Source organism: Aeromicrobium sp. YIM 150415 (genome assembly GCF_016918125.1).
GTDB lineage: Bacteria > Actinomycetota > Actinomycetes > Propionibacteriales > Nocardioidaceae > Aeromicrobium > Aeromicrobium piscarium.
Map to the genome: position 1 here is coordinate 49,312 of NZ_JAERWM010000017.1, position 16,107 is coordinate 65,418.

Below are 16,107 nucleotides of genomic sequence, written 5' to 3' on the forward strand. Positions count from 1 at the left end.
ACCGCACCCAAGCGATGCCACGCGCCACCCGTCGGCCTCGGGCCACCGTTCACCGACGATGCGTCAGACTCGATGACGTGGAGACCCTGGCGCCGTCGATCCTGCAACGACGTGCCGACCGCATCCTGCACCGCGTCGACGACCCCGTCCGCACCGCGGTCGTCGAGCCGTGGCCGGAGTGGATCGATCCCTCCGTGCGCGAGCACTTCGTCGCCGAGGGCGCGGAAGTCCTCTGGGCGCATCAGGCCGAGGCCATGCGCCACCTCGAACAGGGACGGCACGTGGTCGTGTCGACCGGCACCGCCTCGGGCAAGTCGCTGGTGTTCATGGCTCCCGCACTGCAGGCATTGTCCCGGGGGCGTTCCGCCGGCGCCCTCGATGGCGGCAAACGGCCGACCGTGCTGTACCTCGCTCCCACGAAGGCGCTCGCCGCCGACCAGTGGCGTCGCCTTCCCCACGACGCGGAGGGCCTGCGCCCGGCGACGGTCGACGGCGACAACTCACGAGAGGAACGGGCGTGGGCCCGCGATCATGCGACCTATGTGCTGACCAATCCCGACACCGTGCACCACACCCTCCTGCCCGGTCACGAGCGATGGGCGCGGTTCTGGTCCGGGCTGCAGTACGTGGTGATCGACGAGTGTCACCACTACCGGGGCGTCTTCGGTGCCCACGTGGCCCAGGTGCTGCGCCGGCTGCGGCGCGTCTGCGACCGTTACGGGGCATCGCCGCAGTTCATCGCCTCGTCGGCGACGGTCGCCGATCCGGCCGACTCGGCGAGCAGGCTCATCGGTCTCGACCTCGAAGCCGTCGTCGACGATGCGTCTCCTCGCGGCCCTCGTACCACCGTCTTCTGGGAGCCTCCTCTGCTGCCGGGACGCGATGACGGTCCGGCGGCCCGCCGGTCGGCCACCACGGAGGCCGCCGAGCTGGTCACCGATCTGGCCGTCGAGGACACTCGAACGCTGTGTTTCGTGCGATCGCGGCGAGGGGCCGAGCAGTTGACCTCGATCGCCCGCGACCGGCTCGGCGAGGTCGCCCCGGAGTTGCGCGAGCGGATCGCCACCTATCGCGGCGGTTACCTGCCCGAGGAGCGCCGCGAGCTGGAGGAGCGGCTGAGGTCGGGCCAGTTGCTCGCCCTCACGAGCACCAACGCCCTGGAGATGGGGATCGACATCGCCGGGCTCGACGCGGTCGTCACCGTCGGGTTCCCGGGGACTCGCGCCGGCCTGCTCCAGCAGTTCGGCAGGGCCGGGCGCGGAGGCGTGGACGACCGAAGCCTGCACGTGCTCATCGCCCGCGACGAGCCGATCGACACCTACCTGGTGCACCATCCCGAGGCCGTACTGGGCGCTCCGGTGGAGGCGACGGTCTTCGACCCGGACAATCCGTACGTGCTCGGACCGCATCTCGCCGCGGCGGCGCAAGAGATCGCCCTCACCCCTGAGGACCTGCCGATCTTCGGGCCTCGCGCCGAGGAGGGCGTGGCCGCGTTGGAGGCAGCCGGTCTGCTGCGCCGACGCGCGAACGGCTGGTACTGGACCTCCCGCGATCGCGCCAGCGACCTGGCGGACCTGCGGTCCTCGGGCGGCTCCCCGGTGCAGATCGTCGACGCGGACACCGGCCGCCTCGTGGGCACGGTCGACGCAGCCTCCGCCGACGGCGAGGTGCACGAGGGTGCCGTCTACGTCCATCAGCAGGAGATGTTCACGGTCGAGGAGTACGACGTCGACCACGGCATCGCGGTGGTGCGACGTGGGGATGTGCCTTACTCGACCTCCGCGCGGGCAGCGACGACCGTCACGATCGTGCAGTCCCGTGAGAATCGCCGAGCGGGTGCGGCCACCCTGAGCTTCGGCGATGTGGAGGTGACCCATCAGGTGACCTCCTACGCCGTCCGCGACCGGCAGACCGGGCGGGTGATCGGTGAAAACCCCCTCGAACTGCCGGAGCGACGGCTCGCCACCACCGCGGTCTGGTGGACCCTGGACGAGGCTGCCGTGGCCGAGGTCCTGGATCCCGAGCAGATCCCCGGCGCCGCTCACGCGGCCGAGCACGCGGCGATCGGGCTGCTGCCGCTCGTCGCGACGTGCGACCGATGGGATCTCGGCGGGCTGTCCACGGCGCTGCATCCGCAGACTGGCACCCTCACCGTCTTCGTCTACGACGGCCATGCCGGCGGGGCCGGGTTCGCCGAGCGGGGTTATGCCGCCGCCGAGGAATGGCTGACGATGACGCGCGACGCCATCGCGGCGTGCGGATGCCGTGACGGATGCCCTTCCTGCGTGGTGTCGCCCAAGTGCGGCAATGGCAATCACCCCCTCGACAAGACTGGTGCGGTCCGCCTGCTCGGCGCCCTCCTCGGCGAGCTCGCTGGGGACGTCACGGCGGCAGATAGCTGACGGGCGCCGCACGAGCTCGCTGCTCGACGGCCCACTGTCCGCCCCACCAGCGTGGGCTTTCCGCTCGTGCGGTCACGGTGGCCACATCGGCGTCCATCCGACACCGGACGAGGATCGTGTCGTTGTCGCGGGCGACCTGCTCGGCACGATCGCACGGCGCCGTGCCGGCCAGACTCGCCCGGCTGGCCGCCAATGCGGCGAGATCGGCCCCGGCACTCGCCTGATGTCGCAGGCCGACCAATTGCGCGATCTGCCACCCGACCACGGCGACGACCACGATCCCGGTGACGATGAAGGCCGCCCACACGGTGGCGCTCCCGTGTTCTGTCCTCATTCCAGGCTCGCCACCGCTCGTCCCGACACGGTGGTGCCGACCCCACCGAAGAGCGGGAGCCGCGCGGGGGTGGAGACGGTGACCTCCACGGCATCGCGCTGCCGGCTGATCTCGATACGGGAACCGCGAGCAGCCGCATCCGTAGCGTGCCGCTCCGCCACCTCCTGGGAGTCGCCGCGCGCGAGCGATCGGGCTGCCTCACGCGCGGCATCGGTGGCCCGGGCGTGCGTGACGCCCAAGGAGACCAGCCAGATCCCGGCGACCACGACCGCGACGACGAAGGGCGCGACCATCATCGTCTCGGCCGTCACCATGCCCCGCTCACGGCTCACCATGGCAGGACGTCGCCCACGGCACGCATGATCAGCCGCGGCAAGGTGAGCACATCCTCGACCTCCCCGGCGACCACGATCCGGACTGCCTCGCGGAACACCGTGGTGACGAAATCGCTGATCGGGTTGTTCGACACCAGCAGCCCCGCGATCGAGACCGCGCCGAGCGTGCCGACGGTGTACTCAGCGGTAGACATGCCGCGCTCGCGACGCTGCCCCACACCTCTGTGCTGCATGATCACTCCTTCCCGGCCGACGGCGCGGGGGCGCCGCCGGCCGACAGCGGTCAGAACGGGAGAAGGCTCGGGATCTTGTCGAGCAGGCCGGTGACGAGATCGCCGAACCATTCGCTCTGGCCGACCTTCACCAAGACACCGCCGATGGTGCAGGCGCCGAGGGTGCCGACGGTGTACTCAGCGGTGGACATGCCGCGCTCCTGGGCGCGGCGACGTAGACGGAACATGATCAACCTCCGATGGGTCGTGAACAACTGACACCAGAAGATGACGCCCGCGGCCCGCTGCCTGCGGTGTCGTCGCCGATCTGGGGACGACACTCGGCATCCGCCGAGTTGGGGATAACCTCACCACCAGGAGATCGACGACAGCGCTCCCGCCAGCATCGGCACGATGCCGACCAGGAAGAACGCCGGCAGGAAACATGCCCCCAATGGCGCGGCCGTGCGCACCGCCACCCGCCGCGCGGCATCACGGCGCTCGGCGTGCCGTTCGCGGCGCAGCTCGCGGGCGCTGTCCTGCAGTACCGAGCCCGCCGGGACGCCATGACGCTCCGCGCGTATCAGGGAACGAGCGAGCGGTGCGATCGGCCCCTGAAGGTGCTCCGCCCACACCGCGGTGTCGTCGCCGGCGACGGCGAGCCGCCGGGTGACGGCGATGAGCTGGCCGCGAAGCGGTTCGGGCACGGCCGCGGCCACCGACTCGAGCGCGCGACGCAGCGGCACCCCCGCATCCATGGCGGCGACCAGCAGTTCGACGGCCAAGGGCAACTGCTCGGCCACGCGCAAGCGTTCGCGGCGGCGAGCCGCGGGTTCCAGCCGGGCGATCCATCGGGCCGCCAACGGCGCTGCGATCGCACCGACCACGGCGCCGAGGAGGCCGGCGACCACCAGGCCGAGCAACGGGCAGATCGCCCAGGCCAGGTGTTCGGGGCGCAGCCGTGACACCCGGCGTCCCTGACGCACCCGCGTGCGGTGTCGAGGACGTGCCGGTATGCCGCACCACATCGCCAGCGCCGCACAGATCGCGGCGATCACGAGGTCTCCGCTCCATCGGCGATCCGATCGATCCACAACACGCCCGCGCAGGCCAACCCCGCGCCCACAGCCACCGAGAAGGCAACGACTGGATGTGCCGTGATCACCACCCAGAGAGGATCGCCGCCGAATCCCGAGCCGATCAACAGCCCGAAGACCGGCAGCAATGCCATCAGCGCAGCGGTCGCACGCGCCGGAGCGATACCCGCGGCGACCTCACGACGAAGATCGCGCTCCTGGCGCTCCACCTCGCTCAGCCGGTCGAGCACCCCGGCAAGGGGCGCGCCGGTGCGGTCGGCGACCTGCCAGGCGATCGCCAACCGCTCGAGGCCGTCGTCACCCGGGCCGCGACGTGCCGCGCGCAATGCCCGCGGGACATCGGCCGCACGCTGCGCGGCCGTCGCCGCCGAACGGACGACCGGCTCGTCCTCGGCCGCATGCCCCAGAGCGGCAGGGGCAGGGAGCCCGGCGCGCAGGGACGCGGCCAGCACGAGGATCAGCTCGGTCACCTGCCCGGCCCGCGCCTGGCGTCGAGCCCGCTGGCGATTCCTGCGCCAACGCAGCGCGGTCGTGGCGACGACCGCGGCGCTCCCGACTCCGAGGAGAGCCAGCGCCGGTGTCATCACGATCGCCACCGCCAGGGTCGCCGGAGCACCCGTAAGCAGGACGAGAACCCCGGGCGGCGGTGGTTCGGGCCGCTGAACGCGAGCCCGCAACGCCGAGAACCGGCACCAGACGGCTCCGGAGGCGCAGACGGCACTGACGATCGCCGTGGTGGTCATCGGGCGAGCACCTGGCCGAGCACGTCCGACCCCTCGGAGACACGCCCTCGACGGGCACACCACGCCGTCACGACCTCGACGAGGCCGCCCGGCGAGCGGGTCACCCCCGCTATCTCGGCGATATGACGGCGACCGGCGGCACGGCCCACGTGGACGACAGCATCCAACCCAGCGGCGAGCTGGCTGTGCACAGCATCGCGAGCCAAGCCGGCGGCCACGCCCAGCGCCTCGAACCGAGCGGGGACGACCCCCGGTGCGTTGGCGTGCACGGTGCCGCAGCCGCCCTCGTGACCGGTGTTGAGCGCCGCGAGCAGATCGACCACCTCGCCGCCGCGCACCTCCCCGACCACGAGCCGATCCGGTCGCATGCGCAGCGCCTGTCGCACGAGATCGCGCACGGATACCGCGCCGGCACCCTCGACATTGGGTGGCCTCGCCTCCAGACCCACCACGTGCGGATGGTCGGGTCGCAGTTCGCTGGCATCCTCCACCACCACGAGACGCTCGTCCGCCGGGACCTCGCCCAGCAGCGCCGCCAGCACCGTGGTCTTGCCCGAGCCCGTTCCGCCGGTGACGACGAAGGCGGCCCGAGCAGCGACCAGCGCACGCAGCAGGGCGGCGCCCTCCTCGTCGATCGCGCCGGTGCGCACGAGCTCGGTCAGGGAGAACGATCGACGAGCGGGGATCCGCAGCGAGATCGTGGTGCCGGGGCGTGCGAGCGGCGCGAGCACGGCATGGACACGCGTGCCGTCCGGGAGCCGCGCGTCCACCCACGGGCTCGCTTCGTCGAGGCGACGCCCGGCATGCGCGGCCAGACGTTGCGCGAGACGGCGCACCGCCGCATCGTCGGGGAAGCCGATCCGTTGTGGTTCCAGCCCGCGCCCACGGTCGAGGTACACCTCGTCGGGGCCGTTGACCAGCACATCGGTGACGCCCTCAAGCCTCAGCAGGGGCTCGAGGGGACCAGCGCCCAGGGCCTCGGCGCGCAGCAGGTCGACCACCGCCAGGAGTTGCTGCGTGCCCACCACACCGTGTCCGGCCGCGACCGCCGCCGCCACCGTGGCCGGTGTGGCCTCCTCGCCCGTGGCGGCCAGCCTGCGCCGGACCGTCTCGACCATCTGCGGGTCGGGCGTCATGACGCGTCCTCGATTCCCACCGCATCGAGGACACGACCCGCCACGCGCCGCAGCGACCGCGATCGCACCGGGCCGCGGCCGGCCTCGACGTCCTCGGCGAGACGGCGATCGCGGCGCAGGCGTGTGAGCACCGGAAGTCCGAGGGATCGCTCGACGTCACCGGGCCCGAGGCCGGCGCGCACGGCACGGGAGACCACCAGGCGCCGATCGTTGAGCTCTCGCCAGCGGGCCACCGAACGGCGCGCGGCGCTGACGCCCGTCACGTTCTCGGGGACGAGCAACACGAGGGCCACGGAGCGAGCGATGATGTCGGCCCCCAGCTCCGTCGAGACCGCGTGCCTCGGCACATCGGCGATCACGACATCGAATCCGCGCTCGACCGCGGAGAGCACGGGCCCCGGAGCGACCGGAGGGCGATCCTCCGGCCCGAAGGAGAGCACGGCCGATCCCGCGGCCATCGGGAAAGCCTCCGCGAGCGCCCGCGCGGCCACGTGCCCGTCGGCCCGGGCGATGTCGTGCCATCGCAGTCCGGGGGTGTTCTCATTGCCGGCCGTGGTGTGCAGGCCCGGGCCCTCGGCATCGGCGTCGACGGCCAGGGCCCGCATGCCTCTCTGCCCGGCGAGCTGAGCGCACCCGACCGCGAGAGTGGATGCGCCGATACCTCCGGTGAGCCCGACGACGCTCAGGACACACGCCGCTCCACGACCGTCGAGCGCGGCAGTGAGCGCACCGGTGACGGCATCGTCGTCCTGTGGGGCGAAGACCCCCACAGCGCCCACCGTGACCGCATCGCGCCACAGTCCCTCAGCCGGAGCCTCCTCGACGACCAGCACGTGGTCGCGACGCGCGAGCCCCGCGGTGGCCAACGCCGCGAGCTCGTCACCGCCGACCACGATCGCACCGGCTGTACGCCACACCCGGCGGACCGCTGAGGCCTCCGCAGCATCGACCACCTCCGCGCCGACGGCCGCGCCCCAGCGACGGCCGCGCTCGATGAGCGACGTGTTCTGGCTGATGACCCCGATGGATGACATGGCCTCAGCGTCACCGCGACCGCCGACATCGGCAAGGCCTCTCGCGCGGGGTTGTGGACAACATCGGCACCGCCTCCCGATCAGACCCCGTACCCTGGTGGCATGGGCCGCACCGCCGCCTTCTTCGACCTGGACAAGACGATCATCGCCCGGTCGAGCACGCTCGCGTTCAGCCGTCCGCTGTTCGCCGAGGGACTGCTCAGCCGCCGTGCGGTGCTGCGCAGCGCCTATGCCCAGTTCGTCTTCGCCGCGAACGGCGCCGACCATGAGCAGATGGAGGCGATGCGCGGCTATCTCACCGAGATGGTCCGCGGCTGGGATGTGCAGACCGTCCGCCAGGTGGTGGCCGAGACGCTGCACGAGACCATCGAGCCGATCGTGTACGCCGAGGCGGTAGACCTGATCGCCGAGCATCACGCCGCCGGCCGCGATGTCGTCATCGTGTCGGCATCGGGCCGCGAGGTGGTCGAGCCCATCGGGGCGATGCTGGGCGTCGACCGGGTCATCGCCACCGACCTCGTCATCGAGGACGGCCGGTACACCGGTGAGATCCTCCACTACGCCTACGGCGACGGCAAGGCGGAGCTCATCGAGGATCTCGCCGAGACCGAGGGCTATGACCTCGCCGACTGCTACGCCTACTCCGACTCCGAGACCGATATCCCGATGCTGCGCATCGTCGGCCATCCCTTCGCCGTCAATCCCGACAAGGTCCTGCGCGAGCAGGCCGAGGCGGAAGGATGGCCCGTCCTGCTCTTCGCTCGGCCCGTCGCGCTGCGCGGCCGGTTGAGCTCCCCGACAGGCAAGGCCGTGGCCGCCTTCGGAGTGGCCGCCGGCGTCTCGCTCGCGGGAGCGGCCGTCGCCTCGCTCATGAGGCGACGCCTCAGCGGCTGAGTGCGCCGGCACCCGGTGGTAGCGGTGCCGCACGCACCTCTCGGACGAGTTGGGAGGTGCGTAGCTCACCGCCCGCCGCAAGAGATGGAGGCTAACTCACCCGGAGCGGACGCATGACCCGCTCGCCAAGGAGGAGCTCTGCGACGACGGTGAGGGGTCCGAGGAACGAGGACCCCGAGGCGTGGTGACGTCGCCTCACCGCTCCGGCGACGCCTGGCCTGAGCCGGCCGTCGGGTGGTTTCGATACGCCCGACGTGGTCGAGTAGGTGGCGCGTCAGTAGTAGACCGCGAGAGGGCCGTTCGGCCCGTCGATCACCCGCACGGGGGTGTCGAAGACGCGGGTGAGCACCTCATCGGTCAGGATCTCCTCGGGCGCGCCGAACTCGGCCACCCGGCCGTCCTTCATCGCGCAGATCCGATCGGCGTAGTGCCCGGCGAAGTTGATGTCGTGCAGCACGATGACGATGGTGCGACCGAGCTCCTCGGCCGCACGGTGCAGATGCTGCATCATCTGCACCGAGTGCCGCATGTCCAGGTTGTTGAGCGGCTCGTCGAGCAGCACATATTCGGTGTCCTGCGACAGCACCATCGCCACATAGGCGCGCTGACGCTGGCCGCCCGACAGCTGGTCGAGATAGCGGTTCTCCAGGGCGTCGAGGTCGAGGAAGTCGATCGCCTCGCTGATGATCTTCTCGTCGGCGACGGTCAGCCGGCCCTTGGAGTACGGGAACCGTCCGAACGCGACGAGCTGACGCACCGTGAGCCGGGTGATGAAGTGGTTCTCCTGCCGCAGGATCGACACGATCTTGGCCAGGTCCTTCGAGGCCGTGCTGGCGACGTCGTAGCCGGCGATCTCGATCGTGCCGGCGTCCATGCCCATCAGCCGGCCGATCATCGTCAACAGCGTCGACTTGCCGGCACCATTGGGCCCGACGAGGGCGGTGATGCCCCCGCGCGGGATCTCCAGGTCGACCGGCCCAATGGCGACCTCGCTGCTGTACTCCTTGAGCACCTCGGCCAGAGTGATCACAGGCGGCCCTTTCTGAGGATGACGAAGAGGAACACCGCTCCCCCGACCAGCTCGATGACGATCGAGACGACGCCATGGGCGTAGAAGACATTGCGGATGATGAAGTAGGCCCCGCTGAGCACGACGAAGCAGGTGAGCGCGGCGACCGGGAAGACCAGTCGGTGGTCGTAGCTGTCGGCGAACTGATAGGCCAGCGTCGCCACCAGGAAGCCGAGGAAGGTCATCGGCCCCACGAGGGCTGTTGAGACGGCCATCAGGACCGAGACGAGGAACAGCACCTTCATCAGCTCGGCGCGGTGGTTGAGTCCGAGGCCGATACTCGCTTCGCGGCCCAGCGAGACGATGTTGAGTCGCCTGGCGTTGAGCCACAGCAGCGCCGCGGGGACGAGGCACAGCGGGATCGCGACCGGCAGGTACTCGGTGTGGGCGTTGGAGATATTTCCGAACAGCCGCGCCGCGAGCACGTCGAACTCGCTGGGGGTGAGCAGGCGCTGCATGAAGGTCGCGATGGAGCCGAGGCCGCCGCCGATGATGATGCCGATCAGCAGCATGATCTGCAGATTCGCGTAGCGTCCCGAGAGCAGCCAGCCGTAGAGCGCCAGCGCGAAGGCGACCATGAGCGCGATCTGCAGGAGGAATTGGGGCAGGCCCTGCAAGGCGATGACCCCTGCGGCGCCGAGGAAGTAGACCGCCGACGTCTGCACCGCCACGTACAGCGACTCGAATCCCATGATCGAGGGCGTGACGATGCGGTTGTTGGCGACGGTCTGGAAGCTCACGGTGGCCGTCGCCTGGCAGATCGCCACGATGGCCATGACCACGATATTGGTGGCACGCAGCTCGGCGATCCGCCAGAAGCCGGAGGTGCCGAAGGGCATCGGGTTGTCCCACGCGAGCAGCCCGAAGGCGAAGCCGGCGGCGAGCAGGATCAGGACGCTCAGGACGGCCCAGTAGCGGCGGCGTGCTCGCCGGGTGCCGAGGGAGCGCGACGAACGATCGTCGACCGGAGGAGGGGCAGCGAGAGTCTCAGCCACGTCGACGCTGCCTCAGCAGGAGCCCGACGAAGACGACCGAGCCGACGATCCCGAGGATCAGCGACACCGGCACTTCGAAGGGCATGATGATCGTCCGACCGATGAGATCGCAGACCGTGACGATGCCGATGCCGAGCAGGCACACCCACGGCAGATTGCTGCGCAGGTCGTCGCCACGGATCATCGAGACGACATTGGGCACGATGAGCCCGAGGAACGGCAGGTTGCCGACCACCACGGTGACGACACCGGTGGCCACGGCGATCAGGGTCGTGCCCAGCAATACGACGCGCTGGTAGTTGACGCCGATATTCGTCGAGATCTCCTCGCCGAGGCCGGCGACCGTGAACCGGTCGGCGACCACGAACACCGCGACGGCCACGAAGGCCACGATCCACAGCATCTCGTACTGGCCGCGGAGCACGGAGGTGAAGCTGCCCGCGAACCACACACCCAGGCTCTGGAGCATGTCGGTCTCGAGCGCCACGAAGGTGGAGATCGAGCTCACGACCGCACCCAGCATGATGCCAACGATCGGCACGATGAGCGAGGAGCGCAGCGACACCCGGCGCAAGAAGGCGAAGAACACCATCGTCCCGATGAATGCCGCGATGACGGCGCCGATCATCCGGGTGGTGATACTGGCTCCCGGGATGAGGATCATGACCGCGAGCAGCCCGAGACCGGCCCACTCGGTCGTGCCCGTGGTGGTCGGCTCGACGAACCGGTTCTGGGTGAGCAGCTGCATCACGAGACCCGACATCGCCATGGCCGCGCCCGCCAGCACGAGGGCGATCGTCCGCGGGATGCGGGTGATCGCGAACATCTGCCCGCCGTCGTCGGCGCCGAAGATGTCATAGACGCCGGTGAAGAGCGAGAGCACCAGCAGCAGGCCCACGACGAGGATGCCGACCAGCAGCTTCCAGTCGAAGAGCTTGCCCTTGGAACGAGCCGCCGACGGATCGGCGGCGACCTGCGATGTGCTCTCAGCCCCGCTCATCGTCCCTCCCCGTCACGTATCGAGACCACATCGCGTGATGTGGTCTCGATACGACACTCGTTCCTCCCCCGCAGGCGGGAGGTGCCCCCAGTGGCTGCTCGACCACCGAAGAACATGTCAGCTGTTGGCGCCCTCGAGCGCGTCGGCGAAGTCGTTGAGGAACTTCGTGTACGTCTGGATGCCCTCATTGGTGTACGTGTCGGCGGGCATGTAGACGATCTGATCGTTCTGCACGGCGGTGACGCCCGCGAGCGCCTCGGAGTTCTCCAGGATGTCGGCGGCGGGCTCCACATCGCCCTCGCCGACGGCCGCGTCGCGATCCATCACGAGGATCCAGTCGGGATTGGAGTCGGCGATCGCCTCGACGGAGATGTCATCGCCCTGGTGGTCGTCGGACGCTCCTTCGACCTCCAACGCGGGCGTCAGGCCGAGGATGTCGAAGACCGGGCCGAGGGTGCGTCCCACGGTCGGGGCGAGGTAGCCGATCTCGCCCCCGGAGGTGTTGACGGCCATGACGCTCTGCGCGCCCTCGTAGGCGGACTGCGCGCGCTCGACGGCCTCGTCGAAGTCGTCGACGAGCTGCTGGGCCTCGTCCTGCTTGTCGAAGACCTCGCCGAGCACGGTGACCTGGCGCTTGAGTTCCTCGTCGAAGGGCTCGCCGTCGCGAGGATCGAGCTCGAGGATGGTCGCATCGGGCACGAGCCTGGCGATGTCGTCGTGGAACTGGGCGAAGCGCTGGCCGTTGACGACCAGGTCGGGCTCGGCCGCCACGATCTGCTCCAGGTCGGGCTCGTTGTGCGTGCCGATATCGATGATCGAGTCGTCGGTGGTGTAGTCGATCGTGTCGGGCATCAACGAGACGGCCGCGGCGTTCAACTCGATTCCCCAGTCCGAAAGGGTCTGGAAGGTGCGGTTGTCGAGGGCGACGACCGACTCCGGCGGCGAGGTGACCGTCTGCGCGCCGTTGTTGTCTTCCACCTCGACGGTGCTGCTCTCGTTCGATGCGGTGTCGTCATCGGAGTCGTCCGAGGAGCACCCGGCCAGGACGAGGGCGGACGCCGCGACGAATGAGAGCGTCGCGATCGGACGGCGGAAGGGCATCGATGTCTCCTTGGGTCGAGCTGACGGGGCACGGCTGCGATCGAGGATCGATCGCTATAAGAGAGGCTAACCTAACTAGGTCGGCGGCCCGGACACCTCCCCCATTCGTCGAGCACCCACATCGCCTCTTGTGAACTGGGTCACAGTGGTGCATGCTGGGCTTAGCAGAACAACTCCACAGCGACCCGGTTCCGGTACCCACGCGGCGATCTCCCGTCCCACAGGGCAGTCGTCTCGGGACATCCGCATAGCGGCCCCGCGGCGATGATTCGACGAAGGCACGCTTGGTAGCCGATCACCGGGTTAATGGCGGCGTCACCCTACGCGGGTGGCGCCGCCGCCTTGTGCGCACGCCGATCTCCACAGCCCGGTCATGCGCGAGGAGGCGATCTACCATGACGACTATGACCACCGAGATGCGAGGACTCCCTCGTGGGCGCGCGCTGACTCGGGCCGATCTGGCGGAGATGCCCGATGACGGGCACCGCTATGAGCTCCTCGACGGGGTGCTCGTCGTGAGTCCGGCACCTCGTTTCCGACACCAGGACGCGGTGACGCGACTGATCATCCGGCTGTCCTCTGCCTGCCCTCCGGACCTGGCCGTTCTCACCGCGCCCTTCGACGTGGTCCTGGCCGAGGACACCGTGATCCAACCCGATCTGCTCGTCGCCGCACGCTCCGAGTTCACCGAGCGCGATCTTCCGGGAGCACCGCTGCTCGCTGTCGAGGTGCTCTCACCCTCGACCCGCTCGATCGATCTGCTGCTGAAGAAGGACCGGCTCGAGCGCGCCGGATGCGCCCACTACTGGGTGGTCGACGCAGACGAGCCCTCCATCATCGCCTGGTCCCTCGCCGACGGGGTGTATCGCCAGAGCGCGCACATCGTCGGCGATGAGCTCCACACCTTCGACGCTCCCTTCCCGCTCGCCTTCGCTCCCGCCGACCTCGTCGGCTGAGGGTCAGCGCGAGAGCGGCGATGCCTCGGCGGCGCGGGTGGCGGCGTCGGCCGCGTAGAGCAGCCATTGATGCACACCGGTGCCGTCACTGGACCGATAGGATTCCAGGGCGGCGAAATAGGCGGGAGCGTCGGCGACATGCCCCGCCTCCGGCACGGTGACCGAGGCCGGATCGATGCCCTTCGCCACCCAGACCAGGCGTTCGGCGGCTCGCGCCACGACGGCATTGTGCGACACGAACGCCCCGGCGTCGGCGATCTCGGCGTGCACCAGAGCGGCCACCACTAGGCCGGGCGCCTCCGTGGCCTGGCCGAGGAGTCTGGCGAGATTGGTCAGCCGGGCGACACCTTCGGGGTTGACCGGGCGACCCAGCTCGGCGTCGTCGACGCTGCCCGCCGCGGCGATCGCGTGGATGCGGGCAAGCGCCTGCACCGGCGAACGCTGCCAGGCGGGCAACAGCCCCAGCAACTCAGTCGACAACCGCACCGCGCCACGGGCGGTCGCATCTCCCGCACCCGCGGCGAGCTCGTCGACGGTGTAGGCCGAGCCCTCCAGGGTCGCGGTCGCCCAGGCGCCGAGCAGCAACGCCTGCGCGGTGTCCGCCGGGGCGGTCTTGCGCAGGCCGCGATCACGCAGCACAGCGTCGATCCCGTCCCGGGCCGCGGCGACGGCGGACGGAACACCTTCCAACGAGGCGGCGGCGATGAACGGATCGGACACCACGGCAGCGTATCGCCATCTCAGCGGGCAGACGGACGCTGACCCACCGCACCGGAAGGGCACACCGGCGACCGCGACGGCGCGCGGGATCTGACCTGATCGGGTCACGGTGACGGTTACGATCGAAGGGTGAACCCCGTCGCTCCCGCAGCACGCGCCCTCAACTGGCTGGTCGGTGACCACCTGGCGCTCGTGCTGCACATCGGCGACGGCCCTCTCGCCTACGAGCTCGCTGACCAAGGGCACGATGTCACGATCGTCGGCGACGATGTCACCACCGTCCGACACCAGCACATCTCCTACGTCCGGTCCCAGGGCGATCTCCTGCCCTTCCGGTCGCGCAGCTTCGAGGCGGTCGTCGCGCCCGAGATCGACGACGAGGTCACCGCCCTCGGCGAGTACGCCCGGGTCTTGACCGACGACGGCCTGCTGTCGACCATTGCCCGCCGCTACGACGACTCGATCCCCTGGATGCGCAAGCTGCGCACGATCACCGGCGACCGTTCCGGCGCCATCACGCCGGTCGCCACGTTCACCGCCTCGGGGCTCTTCGGCGAGCCCGAGCGCCAGGAGTTCAACGCCTGGGAGGAACTGGACTTCCCCAACCTCATGCGCTTCGCGGAGACGACCAAGCATCCCTCGGTGCCCGGGTCCGCGCTCGGCGCGGTGCGCGATCTCTGGCGCGAGTACGGCGAGCAGACCGGATCCCTGAGACTGCGTCACGAGACGATCTGCTTGCGGGCGCGCGTCGACAAGTCGCAGCTCGCGGCCGAGCCCGACCCTCCCGACACCGTTCTCATCGACTTCCGGTGACATGACCGATCTGGCGCTCGCCGCCGTGCTCTTGGTCGCCGGGCTCGGAGCGGCTCTGCTGATCCGCTGGCGCTATCTCGGCCGGCGACGGGGTCTCGGGTCCCCGGAGGAGAGGGCCACCTACGCGACCCTCCACACGGCGTCCCTCGCTGCACCGGCGCTGCGCGGTGGGCTCACCGCCGACAGCGCCAGCCGGGCGGTGCCGCATCTGCGCGCCCTCATCGGTGCCCGGACCGCCGGCCTCACCGACGCGCAGGGGCCCCTGGCCTGGGCGGGCGAACCGGCCTGGGCCGAGACCGCACAGGCCGTCCACGACGTGCTCGACAGTGGACGGCCTCAGGCCGCCGGTGATGCCTTCGCCGCGCCGCTGACGGTGGAGGGGCGGGTCGTGGGCACCCTCGTCGTGGCCGACGACTCCCCCTCGGCCGGGCTGGCGCGGACGGTGACCGAGGTCGCTCGGTGGGTCTCGAGCCAACTCGAGCTCGCCGAGTTCGACGCCTCCCGCACAGCGCTCATGGAAGCGGAGCTGCGTGCGCTCCGGGCTCAGATCTCACCACATTTCATCTACAACTCGCTCGGAGCGATCGCCTCCTTCGTCCGGACCGATCCCGAACGAGCCCGCGAGCTGCTGCTGGAGTTCGCGGACTTCACGCGCTACTCCTTCCGCCAGCACGGCGAGTTCACGACCCTCGCCGAGGAGCTGCGCTCCATCGAGCGCTATCTCGTCCTGGAGAAGGCGCGGTTCGGCGATCGGCTACGGGTCGTGACCCGGGTGGCCCCGGAGGTGCTGAACGTGACGGTGCCCTTCCTGTCCGTGCAGCCGCTCGTGGAGAACGCGGTGCGGCACGGCTTGGAGAAGAAGGACGGCGTGGGGACGATCACGGTCGTCGCGGAGGACGCCGGGGCCGAATGCCTCATCTGGATCGAGGACGACGGCGTGGGCGCCGAACCCGAGGTGGTCCGTAGCGTCCTCTCCGGGCACGGCGACTCCTCGTCCGTCGGCCTCGCCAATGTGGACGAGCGACTGCGCACCGTCTACGGCAACGACCACGGCATCGTGGTCGAGACCGGTCCCGGGCTCGGCACCAAGGTCACGATGCGCGTGCCGAAGTTCGCACCGGGCGTCGACTGAGCCCGGTAACCGCGGCCGCCCTCGTCGGGCGATCATCGACTGATGGCGGTACGTGGTCAACCTCATCGTCGCCCGATGAGGTTGTGCCCCGTCCCCCCCGGGGCCGGGGTGGGGGTCAGCGCCCCCCCCACCCC

The 16,107-nt window shown here is 70.0% G+C and carries 18 protein-coding genes; 5 read left to right on the forward strand and 13 right to left on the reverse strand.

Features of this window, described 5'->3' with window-relative positions; all coding sequences use genetic code 11:
* The first annotated feature begins 77 nt into the window (after window positions 1–77).
* Complete coding sequence (locus tag JL108_RS11680) at window positions 78–2,402, forward strand: DEAD/DEAH box helicase (protein ID WP_307837248.1); 2,325 nt, start codon at window positions 78–80, stop codon at window positions 2,400–2,402.
* Here the strand turns inward: JL108_RS11680 and JL108_RS11685 are convergent.
* The 8 genes from JL108_RS11685 to ssd all read right to left on the reverse strand — a co-directional run bounded on the left by JL108_RS11685 (window position 2,383) and on the right by ssd (window position 7,293).
* Window positions 2,383–2,736, reverse strand: a complete 354-nt coding sequence (locus JL108_RS11685) for an Rv3654c family TadE-like protein (RefSeq protein ID WP_205198453.1) — start codon at window positions 2,734–2,736, stop codon at window positions 2,383–2,385. The genes JL108_RS11680 and JL108_RS11685 overlap by 20 nt on opposite strands.
* A complete protein-coding gene (locus JL108_RS11690) occupies window positions 2,733–3,071 on the reverse strand; it encodes a TadE family type IV pilus minor pilin (protein WP_205198454.1) in 339 nt (112 codons plus the stop codon). The genes JL108_RS11685 and JL108_RS11690 overlap by 4 nt, the downstream gene beginning before the upstream one ends.
* The gene (locus JL108_RS11695) at window positions 3,065–3,304 is read right to left on the reverse strand and encodes a DUF4244 domain-containing protein (protein WP_205198455.1); all 240 of its coding nucleotides are present in this window, start codon (window positions 3,302–3,304) and stop codon (window positions 3,065–3,067) included. The genes JL108_RS11690 and JL108_RS11695 overlap by 7 nt, the downstream gene beginning before the upstream one ends.
* A gap of 50 nt (window positions 3,305–3,354) precedes the next feature.
* Window positions 3,355–3,531: a DUF4244 domain-containing protein gene (locus tag JL108_RS11700; RefSeq protein WP_087624055.1), complete on the reverse strand. Its 177-nt coding sequence runs from the start codon at window positions 3,529–3,531 to the stop codon at window positions 3,355–3,357.
* 120 nt (window positions 3,532–3,651) lie between these two features.
* A complete protein-coding gene (locus JL108_RS20250) occupies window positions 3,652–4,341 on the reverse strand; it encodes a type II secretion system F family protein (RefSeq protein WP_205198456.1) in 690 nt (229 codons plus the stop codon).
* Window positions 4,338–5,123, reverse strand: a complete 786-nt coding sequence (locus JL108_RS11710; RefSeq protein WP_205198457.1) for a type II secretion system F family protein — start codon at window positions 5,121–5,123, stop codon at window positions 4,338–4,340. The genes JL108_RS20250 and JL108_RS11710 overlap by 4 nt, the downstream gene beginning before the upstream one ends.
* The gene (locus JL108_RS11715; protein WP_205198458.1) at window positions 5,120–6,259 is read right to left on the reverse strand and encodes a TadA family conjugal transfer-associated ATPase; all 1,140 of its coding nucleotides are present in this window, start codon (window positions 6,257–6,259) and stop codon (window positions 5,120–5,122) included. Before JL108_RS11715 ends, JL108_RS11710 begins: the two co-directional genes overlap by 4 nt.
* Window positions 6,256–7,293 carry a septum site-determining protein Ssd gene (gene ssd, locus JL108_RS11720; RefSeq protein WP_205198459.1) on the reverse strand — a complete coding sequence of 346 codons (1,038 nt, stop codon included), beginning with the start codon at window positions 7,291–7,293 and terminating at the stop codon, window positions 6,256–6,258. The genes JL108_RS11715 and ssd overlap by 4 nt, the downstream gene beginning before the upstream one ends.
* Window positions 7,294–7,395: 102 nt before the next feature.
* On the opposite strand from ssd, the gene JL108_RS11725 reads away from it, so the two are divergent.
* The gene (locus JL108_RS11725) at window positions 7,396–8,187 is read left to right on the forward strand and encodes an HAD family phosphatase (protein WP_205198460.1); all 792 of its coding nucleotides are present in this window, start codon (window positions 7,396–7,398) and stop codon (window positions 8,185–8,187) included.
* A 274-nt stretch (window positions 8,188–8,461) separates the two neighbouring features.
* Here JL108_RS11725 and JL108_RS11730 read toward each other — a convergent pair whose 3' ends face one another.
* The 4 genes from JL108_RS11730 to JL108_RS11745 all read right to left on the reverse strand — a co-directional run bounded on the left by JL108_RS11730 (window position 8,462) and on the right by JL108_RS11745 (window position 12,352).
* Complete coding sequence (locus JL108_RS11730) at window positions 8,462–9,217, reverse strand: ABC transporter ATP-binding protein (RefSeq protein ID WP_205198461.1); 756 nt, start codon at window positions 9,215–9,217, stop codon at window positions 8,462–8,464.
* A complete protein-coding gene (locus JL108_RS11735) occupies window positions 9,214–10,251 on the reverse strand; it encodes an iron chelate uptake ABC transporter family permease subunit (RefSeq protein WP_205198462.1) in 1,038 nt (345 codons plus the stop codon). The genes JL108_RS11730 and JL108_RS11735 overlap by 4 nt, the downstream gene beginning before the upstream one ends.
* A complete protein-coding gene (locus JL108_RS11740; protein WP_143912670.1) occupies window positions 10,244–11,251 on the reverse strand; it encodes an ABC transporter permease in 1,008 nt (335 codons plus the stop codon). The genes JL108_RS11735 and JL108_RS11740 overlap by 8 nt, the downstream gene beginning before the upstream one ends.
* Window positions 11,252–11,368: 117 nt before the next feature.
* On the reverse strand, window positions 11,369–12,352 hold the full coding sequence (locus JL108_RS11745; RefSeq protein ID WP_205198463.1) for a siderophore ABC transporter substrate-binding protein: 984 nt from the start codon (window positions 12,350–12,352) through the stop codon (window positions 11,369–11,371).
* Window positions 12,353–12,756: 404 nt separating this feature from the next.
* Here JL108_RS11745 and JL108_RS11750 point away from each other — a divergent pair, with 404 nt between their 5' ends.
* Window positions 12,757–13,308, forward strand: coding sequence for a Uma2 family endonuclease (locus JL108_RS11750; protein WP_240190976.1), 552 nt, complete (start codon window positions 12,757–12,759; stop codon window positions 13,306–13,308).
* A gap of 3 nt (window positions 13,309–13,311) precedes the next feature.
* On the opposite strand, the gene JL108_RS11755 is transcribed toward JL108_RS11750, so the two are convergent.
* Complete coding sequence (locus JL108_RS11755; RefSeq protein WP_307837249.1) at window positions 13,312–14,028, reverse strand: oxidoreductase; 717 nt, start codon at window positions 14,026–14,028, stop codon at window positions 13,312–13,314.
* A gap of 129 nt (window positions 14,029–14,157) precedes the next feature.
* Here JL108_RS11755 and JL108_RS11760 point away from each other — a divergent pair, with 129 nt between their 5' ends.
* Complete coding sequence (locus tag JL108_RS11760; protein ID WP_143912673.1) at window positions 14,158–14,841, forward strand: class I SAM-dependent methyltransferase; 684 nt, start codon at window positions 14,158–14,160, stop codon at window positions 14,839–14,841.
* 1 nt (window position 14,842) lies between these two features.
* On the forward strand, window positions 14,843–15,973 hold the full coding sequence (locus JL108_RS11765; protein WP_205198466.1) for a sensor histidine kinase: 1,131 nt from the start codon (window positions 14,843–14,845) through the stop codon (window positions 15,971–15,973).
* The last annotated feature ends 134 nt before the right edge of the window (window positions 15,974–16,107 follow it).

Coding starts and splice junctions, on each gene's coding strand:
- JL108_RS11685 (WP_205198453.1), bottom strand. CDS start 2,736: ATGAGGACAGAACACGGGAGCGCCACCGTGTGGGCGGCCTTCATCGTC.
- JL108_RS11690 (WP_205198454.1), bottom strand. CDS start 3,071: ATGGTGAGCCGTGAGCGGGGCATGGTGACGGCCGAGACGATGATGGTC.
- JL108_RS11695 (WP_205198455.1), bottom strand. CDS start 3,304: ATGCAGCACAGAGGTGTGGGGCAGCGTCGCGAGCGCGGCATGTCTACC.
- JL108_RS11700 (WP_087624055.1), bottom strand. CDS start 3,531: ATGTTCCGTCTACGTCGCCGCGCCCAGGAGCGCGGCATGTCCACCGCT.
- JL108_RS11710 (WP_205198457.1), bottom strand. CDS start 5,123: ATGACCACCACGGCGATCGTCAGTGCCGTCTGCGCCTCCGGAGCCGTC.
- JL108_RS11715 (WP_205198458.1), bottom strand. CDS start 6,259: ATGACGCCCGACCCGCAGATGGTCGAGACGGTCCGGCGCAGGCTGGCC.
- ssd (WP_205198459.1), bottom strand. CDS start 7,293: ATGTCATCCATCGGGGTCATCAGCCAGAACACGTCGCTCATCGAGCGC.
- JL108_RS11725 (WP_205198460.1), top strand. CDS start 7,396: ATGGGCCGCACCGCCGCCTTCTTCGACCTGGACAAGACGATCATCGCC.
- JL108_RS11740 (WP_143912670.1), bottom strand. CDS start 11,251: ATGAGCGGGGCTGAGAGCACATCGCAGGTCGCCGCCGATCCGTCGGCG.
- JL108_RS11745 (WP_205198463.1), bottom strand. CDS start 12,352: ATGCCCTTCCGCCGTCCGATCGCGACGCTCTCATTCGTCGCGGCGTCC.
- JL108_RS11750 (WP_240190976.1), top strand. CDS start 12,757: ATGACCACCGAGATGCGAGGACTCCCTCGTGGGCGCGCGCTGACTCGG.
- JL108_RS11765 (WP_205198466.1), top strand. CDS start 14,843: ATGACCGATCTGGCGCTCGCCGCCGTGCTCTTGGTCGCCGGGCTCGGA.